At 62.9% G+C, this 9,697-nt stretch carries 8 protein-coding genes and 3 pseudogenes; 1 reads left to right on the plus strand and 10 read right to left on the minus strand.

Annotation, left to right across the window (positions count from 1 at the left end):
* Positions 1-202: PaaI family thioesterase (locus tag B3E91_RS00520; protein WP_414708175.1), on the minus strand; the 202-nt coding region annotated here is incomplete at its 3' end.
* 170 nt (positions 203-372) lie between these two features.
* On the opposite strand from B3E91_RS00520, the gene B3E91_RS00525 reads away from it, so the two are divergent.
* Entirely contained in the window at positions 373-636 is a 264-nt protein-coding gene (locus tag B3E91_RS00525; RefSeq protein ID WP_273229187.1) for a hypothetical protein, read from the plus strand.
* Positions 637-714: 78 nt separating this feature from the next.
* Here the strand turns inward: B3E91_RS00525 and B3E91_RS00530 are convergent, their stop codons facing one another.
* From B3E91_RS00530 to B3E91_RS00565, 9 genes and pseudogenes are all read right to left on the minus strand, one after another.
* Positions 715-1,104, minus strand: a complete 390-nt coding sequence (locus B3E91_RS00530; protein ID WP_273229188.1) for an MAPEG family protein — start codon at positions 1,102-1,104, stop codon at positions 715-717.
* Positions 1,101-1,835: a DUF599 domain-containing protein gene (locus B3E91_RS00535; RefSeq protein WP_090229248.1), complete on the minus strand. Its 735-nt coding sequence runs from the start codon at positions 1,833-1,835 to the stop codon at positions 1,101-1,103. Before B3E91_RS00535 ends, B3E91_RS00530 begins: the two co-directional genes overlap by 4 nt.
* Positions 1,836-1,928: 93 nt before the next feature.
* Positions 1,929-2,444 (minus strand): annotated as a pseudogene (locus B3E91_RS22140) (methyl-accepting chemotaxis protein); the annotation flags it as partial.
* Positions 2,445-2,786: 342 nt separating this feature from the next.
* Positions 2,787-3,890 (minus strand): annotated as a pseudogene (locus B3E91_RS22145) (HAMP domain-containing protein); the annotation flags it as partial.
* Between the two features lie 152 nt (positions 3,891-4,042).
* Positions 4,043-4,930, minus strand: a complete 888-nt coding sequence (gene sucD, locus B3E91_RS00545) for a succinate--CoA ligase subunit alpha (protein WP_090229252.1) — start codon at positions 4,928-4,930, stop codon at positions 4,043-4,045.
* Positions 4,930-6,096 carry an ADP-forming succinate--CoA ligase subunit beta gene (sucC, locus tag B3E91_RS00550; RefSeq protein ID WP_090229254.1) on the minus strand — a complete coding sequence of 389 codons (1,167 nt, stop codon included), beginning with the start codon at positions 6,094-6,096 and terminating at the stop codon, positions 4,930-4,932. Before sucC ends, sucD begins: the two co-directional genes overlap by 1 nt.
* A gap of 153 nt (positions 6,097-6,249) precedes the next feature.
* The gene (lpdA, locus tag B3E91_RS00555) at positions 6,250-7,686 is read right to left on the minus strand and encodes a dihydrolipoyl dehydrogenase (RefSeq protein ID WP_273229192.1); all 1,437 of its coding nucleotides are present in this window, start codon (positions 7,684-7,686) and stop codon (positions 6,250-6,252) included.
* Between the two features lie 84 nt (positions 7,687-7,770).
* Positions 7,771-9,003, minus strand: coding sequence for a 2-oxoglutarate dehydrogenase complex dihydrolipoyllysine-residue succinyltransferase (odhB, locus tag B3E91_RS00560; protein WP_287027910.1), 1,233 nt, complete (start codon positions 9,001-9,003; stop codon positions 7,771-7,773).
* Between the two features lie 64 nt (positions 9,004-9,067).
* Positions 9,068-9,697, minus strand: a pseudogene (locus tag B3E91_RS00565) (2-oxoglutarate dehydrogenase E1 component); the annotation flags it as partial.

Genomic DNA, 9,697 nt, shown 5'->3' on the forward strand with positions numbered 1-9,697 from the left:
CGCAGGTGGTGTCCATCAGGGTAGTGATCGCGCCGCCGTGGATCACGCCGGTTTCAGGGTTGCCGACGATCTGCTGGCTGTACGGCAGGCGCAGTGTCAGGCCCTGCGCATTGCCGGCATGCACCTGCATGCCGAGCACCTGACAATGGCGCAACGCGGAGAGAAAGCGCGTGGCTTTCTCGACGATGGCGGTTTCACTCATACGACATTTCCGGGTGATTTTTATGCCGCCGATGATACCCGCTCCACCGCGCGCCAGGCAGCTCGGCAACCCTCGGCGAGAATTTTTGCTCGATAGATAAGGAACTTAGGCGCAAACGTACCGTTCAAACGGGGTGAGATTTGGAAGGTCACTCTGAGGAGAAATACAAAATGAACAAATCCCTGTCCCTCGCCTTGATTCTGGCGGCCAGCATGGGCCTTGCAGCCTGCGACAGCGGTTCCGAGAACAAGAAGCAGGACGCTCAGGAACACGCCAACGAAGCTCAGGAGCATGCCAACAAGGCAGCCGAAGAGCAAAGCAAGGCGGTCGAGGACACCAACGAAGCGAACCAGGAAGCCGCCGAGGAAGCGAAGGACGACGGCCAAACTCCGCCGCCACCTGCCACCACTCCGGCACCGGAAGCCAACAAGTAAGTTCGTATCGCGACCTTACCGTAGGCATGAAAAAGGCCCGCCAAAAGCGGGCCTTTTCTTTTGTCCGGCGAACGACGCTCAGAGCGTCGGCGTGAGCATCAGCAACAGACAGCAGGCCAGGCCGACGAACCACACCAGGCTGCGCTGCCAGGTCAGCCCGATGTAGTAGAACCACAGGTAGACGAGGCGGCTGATCACGAAGATGACCGCCAGTGCGTCGACCAGCCAGCCGTGGGTCTGCGTGGTATGCGCCATCAGCACGCCGGCGAGGAACAGCGGGAAGATCTCGATGCTGTTGAGGTGGGCAGCCAGGGCCCGCGCGCCGGCACCCGTCAAGTTAGCCTGCTGCGCGCGCGGATGGCGGTTATCGTAGCCGCCGGCTTCGGCGTTCATCGCCTTGGCCACCGGCAGCTTGGCGAGGTAGATCAGCAAAGCGGCGATGAATACACACCAGAAAGGTACGCTCATTCGTTTTTCTCCTTGGGCGGCTCTGCCGCGTGAGTGGGGGTGTAGACCATGACCTTCAGCACATCGGAGTGGAATTCGCGGCGGTAGAGGACGAGCACAACCCCCGCGGTGACCAGCATGAACAACCACGGATGGATGAACCAGCCGAGCATCGCCATGCCGAAATAATAGGCCCGCAGGCCGAAGTTGAACTGGTTGGCCGCCATGGAGATCACCCGCGCCGCGCGCTCGGCGAAGGATTTGCGCTCCAGCTCGTTGACGTGCCGCTCCCCCACCATCGGCGCGGAGCCGACCAGCGTCGAGGCGAAGTTGTACTGGCGCATGCACCAGCTGAACGTGAAGAAGGCATAGACGAAGACCACCGCCAGGCCAAGCAGCTTCAGCTCGGACAGCGGACGGGTGGCATCCTTGACGAACGGCAGGTCGGCCAGCAGCGACACCGCACGGTCGCTCGAACCCAGCACGGTGAGCACGCCGGCGAGAATGATCAAAGTGCTGGAGGCGAAGAAGGAGGCGTTGCGCTCCAGGTTGCCGATCACGTTGGCATCGGCGATCCGGTTCTCGCGCAGCAGCATGCGGCGCATCCAGTCTTCCCGGTACAGGTGCAGCACGCTGGCGAGGCAGGCGGTATCGCGCCCTTTCCAGCTGGCGTAGAGCGTGTAGCCGATCCAGCAGAAAATGAACCAGCACAGGGCCAGCAGATCGGGCAGATAAGCGGTGGGCACGAACATGGGACCTCCTTGTGAGCCGGCGCGATTATAGCCAGCCAGCAACTGTAGGCGCCCGACATAAAGCGCCCACCCCGACGCCTCCCATCCGCCGATTCAGACCTGGAACTGCTCGATCAATTGAACCAGCTGACCTTCCAGCAGGTGGATCTCCTGCGCCGAACGCCGCGTGCGCTCGACGGTATCCGAGGTCTGGGCGGTGATCTGGTTGGCCCGCAGAACGCTATTGCCCACCATGTCGGCGACGCTCGCCTGCTCATGAGCCGCGGTCGCCATCGCCTGGATGTTCTCGTCGATCGCATCCACCGCGACGGTGATTCCGCCGAGCGATTCGCTGGTCTGCTCGGCACGCTCGCGGGCATGACCTACCGCCTGCTGGCTATCGCTCATCATCTCGATGGAGGACGCCGTGCGTCGCTGCAGGGTCTGGATGATCTCCTGAATCTCCTCGGTGGACTGTTGCGTGCGCTGGGCCAGCGAGCGCACCTCGTCCGCCACCACGGCGAAGCCGCGGCCCATTTCGCCCGCCCGCGCCGCCTCGATGGCGGCGTTCAACGCCAGCAGGTTCGTCTGCTCGGCGATCCCGCCGATCACCCCCAGCACCGAACCGATACGCCCGCTGTCCTCGCGCAGCGACTCGATCACCGTCGCCAGACTGTCGACCTTGCCGGACAGAACCAGCATGGCCTCCTGATTCGCCCGGACCCGTGCCAGGCCGACACCCGCGGCCGTGCGTGCATCCTGCGACAGCGCCTGGCCGGCGCGCGCATTGCCGGACATCTCCTGCGCACTCGCTGCCATCTCCACCATCGCCGAGGCGATCTGGTCGCTTTCCTCGCGCTGCTGCTGCACGTCGCGATGCGCGCGCTCGGCGGATTCCTGCAAGTCTTCGGCGGACTTCTGCAGGGTGTGCGAGGCGCTGGAAACCTCGGCCACGGTGCGCCTGATCTTCTCCACGAAACGGTTGAAGTTCTGCGCCAGCTGGCCAATGTCGTCCTGCCCCTGGACCGGCAGGCGCCGGGTCAGATCGCCCTGACCGGCTGCCATGTCCTCGAGCATCAGGTTGATCCGCGCCAGCGGGCGCACCAGCGCCGCGCCGACAGCGTAAGCCGTGAGCCCGGCCACCAGCAGCGCCGCCAGCACCAGCCCCCAGAACAGCAGGTTGGCACGCGCCACGGTGCTGTCGGCGTCTGCCGCCGCGGCATCCATCGACTGCATGATGCTTCGCTGCAACTGGCTGGCGAGGTCGGCGATCTGCGGGTCGATGGCATCCATCTTCTGCAGTGTCGCGTTGCGCGCGCCCACCAGTTGCACGGCCTTGTCCGCTGCGGCCTTGTACAGCTCAAGGTTCTGCAACGCGCCGTTCAGTTTGTCCTGGGTACTCTGACTGCTCGTTCGGTCGCGCAGAACGCTCATGGTGCTCTGCGCGTTGCCCAGTTCGGTCTGGAACGACTTAACCTGATCGGGCTGGTTCTCCTGCAGGAACTGGTAGAGGTACTGGCTTCCCAGCAGCAGATGGCGCATCGCTGCGCTGGAATAGAACACCGCGTCGAGGTTGAAGTCCTGCTGGGCGTTTTCCAGGATCGAGCTGAGAACCTTCTCGATCGCCGGGCCTTGCCGGCCGAGTTCGCCGCTGATCAGCTTCTGGTGTTCCTGGCTGAGCGGCACCAGTGATTCGCGGAACAACTGGCTGTACTGCGCATGCAGACTCTCCATGGAGGCCAGCAGTTGCATGCGCTGCGGATCCCTCAGGTGCGCGCTGGTCTGCTCCAGGGCAGCGCCGAGATGGCGGTCCAGTTCGAGAAACTCCTGCTCGGTCGCCTGATCGCCGCTGCGCGCGTAGTGCCGCACGCTCAACTGCAGCCGCGCCATGCTGTCGGCGACCTTGGCGACCCGGTCCATTCCCGGCCCGAGGTTCTGGGTGACCACCTCTACGCGGCTGGCGATGCTGCGCAGCGACAACGACGAAACGACGCCGAGCGCTATGAGCAACAGACAGAGCATCGCGGGAACCACGGCCATTTTCAGTGCTATACGCAGGTTGGCGAACCACTGCATGGAACGGTTTCCTCGGTTACATGAGCCAGCGCGAACAGCGTGCGGGCGATAACGACTTATCGACCGCTCTGCCTCAGGCTTGAGCGCTGGATTTCGTAAGGCGGAAAAGAAAAAGGCCACCCGAAGGTGGCCTTTTTCACATCAAGTCAGCCTCAGGCTTTCTTGACTTCCCAACCGGTCAGCTCGGCCAGGGCCTTGCCGATGTCGGCCAGCGAACGAACGGTTTTCACACCGGCGTCCTGCAGCGCAGCGAACTTCTCGTCCGCAGTGCCTTTACCGCCGGAGATGATGGCACCGGCGTGGCCCATACGCTTGCCTGCCGGAGCAGTCACGCCAGCGATGTAGGACACCACCGGCTTGGTGACGTTGGCCTTGATGAAGGCAGCGGCTTCTTCCTCGGCGGAACCACCGATCTCGCCGATCATGACGATCGCTTCGGTCTTCGGGTCAGCCTGGAACAGCTTGAGGATGTCGATGAAGTTCGAGCCCGGAATCGGGTCGCCACCGATGCCCACGCAGGTCGACTGGCCGAAGCCGGCGTCGGTGGTCTGCTTGACGGCTTCGTAGGTCAGGGTGCCGGAACGCGACACGATGCCCACTTTGCCCGGCAGGTGGATGTGACCCGGCATGATGCCGATCTTGCACTCGCCAGGAGTGATGACGCCCGGGCAGTTCGGCCCGATCAGGGTCACGCCCAGCTCGTCGCACTTGACCTTGGCTTCCAGCATGTCGATGGTCGCGATGCCTTCGGTGATGCAGACGATCAGCTTGATGCCGCCGAATGCCGCTTCCAGGATCGAGTCCTTGCAGAACGGAGCCGGAACGTAGATCACCGAAGCGGTAGCGCCGGTGGTCTCGACGGCTTCCTTGACGGTGTTGAACACCGGCAGGCCCAGGTGCGTGGTGCCGCCCTTGCCCGGAGTCACGCCGCCAACCATCTGGGTACCGTAGGCGATCGCCTGTTCGGAGTGGAAAGTCCCCTGCGAACCGGTGAAGCCCTGGCAGATGACTTTGGTGTCTTTATTGATCAGGACGCTCATTACTTGCCCTCCGCAGCTTTGACCACTTGCTCTGCAGCGTCGGTCAGGCTGGTTGCCGCGATGATGTTCAGGCCGCTTTCAGCCAGGACCTTGGCGCCCAGCTCGGCGTTGTTGCCTTCCAGACGGACGACCACCGGAATCTTCACGCCGACTTCTTTCACGGCGCCGATGATGCCTTCGGCAATCATGTCGCAACGAACGATACCGCCGAAGATGTTCACCAGAACGGCCGCGACGTTGCTGTCGGAGAGAATGATCTTGAACGCTTCGGTAACGCGTTCCTTGGTAGCGCCACCGCCAACGTCGAGGAAGTTGGCCGGCTTGCCGCCGTGCAGGTTGACGATGTCCATGGTGCCCATGGCCAGGCCAGCACCGTTGACCATGCAGCCGATGTTGCCTTCCAGGGCAACGTAGTTCAGTTCGAACTTGGCAGCGTGGGCTTCGCGCGGATCGTCCTGCGACGGGTCATGCATCGCGCGCAGCTTGGGCTGGCGGTACATGGCGTTGCTGTCGATGTTGATCTTGGCATCCAGGCAGTGCAGGTTGCCGTCCTTCTTGATCACCAGCGGGTTCACTTCCAGCAGAGCCAGGTCGTAGTCCTGGAACAGCTTGGCCAGGCCGACGAAGATGTGGGTGAACTGCTTGATCTGGTCACCCTTGAGGCCCAGCTGGAAGGCCAGTTCACGGCCCTGGAACGGCTGAGCGCCGACCAGCGGATCGATGGTGGCCTTGAGGATCTTCTCGGGAGTGTCGTGAGCGACCTTCTCGATGTCCACGCCGCCTTCGGTGGACGCCATGAACACGATACGACGGCTGGAACGGTCGACGACGGCGCCGAGGTACAGCTCCTTGTCGATGTCGGTGCAGGACTCGACCAGGATCTTGGTGACCGGTTGGCCGTTGGCGTCGGTCTGGTAAGTCACCAGACGTTTGCCCAGCCAGTTGGCGGCGAACGCCTTGGCGTCTTCCTTGCTCTTGACCAGTTTTACGCCGCCCGCTTTACCGCGGCCGCCAGCGTGAACCTGAGCCTTGACGACCCACTCGGTACCACCGATTTTGTCGCAGGCTTCTGCGGCTTCTTCCGGGGTGTCCACGGCGAAGCCTTTGGATACGGGCAGGCCGTACTCAGCGAACAGCTGCTTACCCTGATATTCGTGAAGATTCATGCTTATCTACCGTCTTCGTTAGGTATTGCGCATTCGGCGCTGCGTTAGTGCTGCCGCGCCACCTGTGACTGCCCTTTTGAGGAAACAGTCCGATGGGCATTCCGCGGCAAGCCTGGTGGCAGGATACGGGCAACCCATCGTGGTTCTGATCGCTTAGCGCTTCTTGCGGTTGGCGATATGAATGGCATGGCCATTCACTGCCAGAGCGGCTTCATGCAGCTGCTCGGACAGGGTCGGGTGCGAGAACACCATCATGCCCAGGTCTTCGGCACTGGTGCCGAACTCCATGGCGATGGCGCCCTGCTGTACCAGCTCGGCGGCGCTAGGGCCGATCACGTGAACGCCCAACACGCGGTCGGTCTTGGCGTCGGCGATGATCTTGACGAAACCGGCGGTGTCGTTGGCAGCCATGGCACGGCCACTGGCGGCGAACGGCGCGACACCGACGTTGACTTCGACACCTTCGGCCTTGAGCGACTGCTCGCTCTTGCCGACCCATGCGATTTCCGGGTGGGTGTAGATCACGCCCGGAATCAGGTCGTAGTTCATCTGCGCCTTGTGCCCGGCGATACGCTCGGCCACTACCACGCCCTCTTCCATTGCCTTGTGCGCGAGCATCAGGCCACGGACCACGTCGCCCACGGCGTAGACGCCAGGAACGCTGGTGGCACAGAAGTCGTCGACGAAGATGTAGCCACGCTCGTCGAGGTCCACGCCGCTGTCCGCGGCCAGCAGGTCGGTGGTGACCGGACGACGGCCGACCGCGACGATCAGCTTGTCGTAGGTTTCCTTCTGCTCGCCGTTGGCGTCGGTGAAGGTCACGGTGACTTCGCTGCCGTTGATCTCGGTGGCGGTCACGCGCGCGCCCAGACGAATCTTCAGACCCTGCTTGGTGAGGATCTTCAGCGCTTCCTTGGCGACCTGGTCATCGGCGGCCGGGAGGAACTTGTCCAGCGCCTCGAGGACGGTGACTTCGGCGCCCAGACGGCCCCAGACCGAACCCAGCTCGAGACCGATGACGCCAGCGCCGATCACGCCCAGGCGCTTGGGCACGGACTGGAAGTCCAGCGCGCCGGTGGAATCGACGATGACATTCTGATCGATCGGTGCCGGCGGGATTTCCACCGGGCGCGAACCCGAGGCGATGATCACGTTGGTCGCTTCGAGGATCTCGGTGCTGCCGTCACGGCCGGTGACTTCGACCTGCTTGTTCGCCAGCAGCTTGCCGTGGCCTTCGAAGGAGGTCACGCCATTGGCTTTGAACAGTGCAGCGACGCCGCCGGTGAGGTTGCGGACGATCTGGTCCTTGCGGGCGATCATGGTCGGCACGTCGATGGTGACGCTGCTGGCCTCGATACCGTGGACTTTGAAGCCTTCGTGGGCTTCGTGGTACTTCCAGGTGCTGTCCAGCAGCGCCTTGGACGGGATGCAGCCGACGTTCAGGCAAGTACCGCCGAGGGCGATCTTGCCTTCCTTGCCGACATACTTCTCGATGCAGGCGGTCTTCAGACCGAGTTGCGCGGCGCGAATGGCAGCCACGTAGCCGCCCGGGCCGGCACCGATCACTACCACGTCGAATTTCTGGCTCATAACAATCTCCATCAACTTTGAGCTTCAAGCGGCGAACCGCCAGCGGAGCTTGTGCAAGCCCGGCTGGCGGACAGCGGCCGTGGGTTAGATGTCCAGCAGCAGGCGCGCAGGATCTTCCAGCAGGTTCTTGATGGTCACCAGGAAGCTGACCGCTTCCTTGCCGTCGATCAGGCGGTGATCGTAGGACAGCGCCAGGTACATCATCGGACGGATGACGACCTGACCGTTGACGGCCATCGGACGCTGAAGAATGTTGTGCATACCGAGGATCGCGGCCTGCGGCGGGTTGACGATCGGAGTCGACATCATCGAACCGAAGGTGCCGCCGTTGGTGATGGTGAAGGTGCCCCCGGTCATCTCGTCAATCGACAACTTGCCGTCACGGGCCTTCTTGCCGAAGGTGGCGATGCCGCTCTCGACTTCGGCCAGGTTCATCAGCTCGGCGTTACGCAGCACCGGAACCACCAGACCGCGGTCGCTGGAGACGGCGACGCCGATGTCCTGGTAGCCGTGGTAGACGATGTCGGTGCCATCGATCGAGGCGTTGACCGCCGGGAAGCGCTTCAACGCTTCTACTGAGGCCTTGACGAAGAACGACATGAAGCCCAGGCGCACGCCGTTGTGGGTCTTCTCGAAGAGGTCCTTGTACTTGGAGCGCAGGGCCATCACTTCGGTCATGTCGACTTCGTTGAAGGTGGTCAGCATGGCCATCGAGGACTGTGCCTCGACCAGGCGCTCGGCGACCTTGGCGCGCAGGCGGGTCATCGGGACACGCTTCTCGACGCGCTCGCCAGCAGCGAAGATCGGCGCCTCGGCGGCCGGGGCCGACGGTTTGGCGGCGGCTGCAGCCGGAGCGCTCTTCTTGGCTTCGATGGCGGCGACGACGTCTTCCTTGGTCACACGGCCGCCCTTGCCGGAGCCTTTGACACTGTTCGGATCGATGCCGTTTTCTTCAGCCAGCTTACGCGCAGCAGGCGCCAGCATCGGCTCCTCGCCAGCAGCGGCGGCAGGCGCAGCAGTTTGCGCCGGAGCGGCGGCTGGGGCTGCGGCGGCAGGAGTCGGAGCAGCCGCACCAGCACCACCTTCGGTCAGACGGCCGAGCAGCTCGCCGCTGAGCACGGTATCGCCTTCGTTCTTGACGATTTCAGCAACCACGCCATCCGCTTCGGCGAGGACTTCCATCACCACCTTGTCGGTTTCGATATCAACGATCAGCTCGTCACGTTTGACGGCGTCACCCGGCTTCTTGTGCCAGGTAGCGACGGTGCCGTCGGCGACCGATTCCGGGAAAGAGGGGGCTTTGATCTCGATAGCCATTATCAGGGTTCCTATTGATTCGGTTTCTTCTGGAGGCGGCTATGGCCGCCTCGGCACGAAGGCGTTAAACGTTGAAAGCGTCCTGGAGAAGCTTCTCCTGCTGTTCAGCGTGCAGGGAAGCGTAGCCACAGGCAGGCGCAGCGGAAGCGTCACGACCGGCATATTCCAGGAACAACTCCGGTTTCTGCGCAACGGCGACCCGACGCATGTGGTGCTGGCTGCAATACCAGGCGCCCTGGTTCATCGGTTCTTCCTGACACCAGACGATGTGCTTGAGGTTGCCGTACTGCGACAGCACTTCCGCCAGATCGTCCTCGGGGAACGGATAAAGCTGCTCGATACGGACGATTGCCGTATCGGTACGGCCTTCCGCACGACGCTTCTCGAGCAGGTCGTAGTAGACCTTGCCGCTGCAGAGGATCAAGCGTTCGACCTTCTGCGCGTCGAGTTGATCGATCTCCGGGATGACGGTCTGGAAGGAACCGTTGGCGAGATCTTCCAGGGTCGAGATCGCCAGCTTGTGGCGCAACAACGACTTCGGCGTAAGGGCGATCAACGGCTTGCGCAGCGGACGGATCACCTGGCGACGCAGCATGTGGTAGACCTGCGCCGGAGTGGTCGGTACGCAAACCTGGATGTTGTGCTCGGCACTCAGTTGCAGGTAGCGCTCGAGACGCGCGGAGGAGTGCTCCGG

The sequence above is a fragment of the Pseudomonas sp. UBA6310 genome (genome assembly GCF_002438225.1).
GTDB lineage: Bacteria > Pseudomonadota > Gammaproteobacteria > Pseudomonadales > Pseudomonadaceae > Pseudomonas_O > Pseudomonas_O kuykendallii.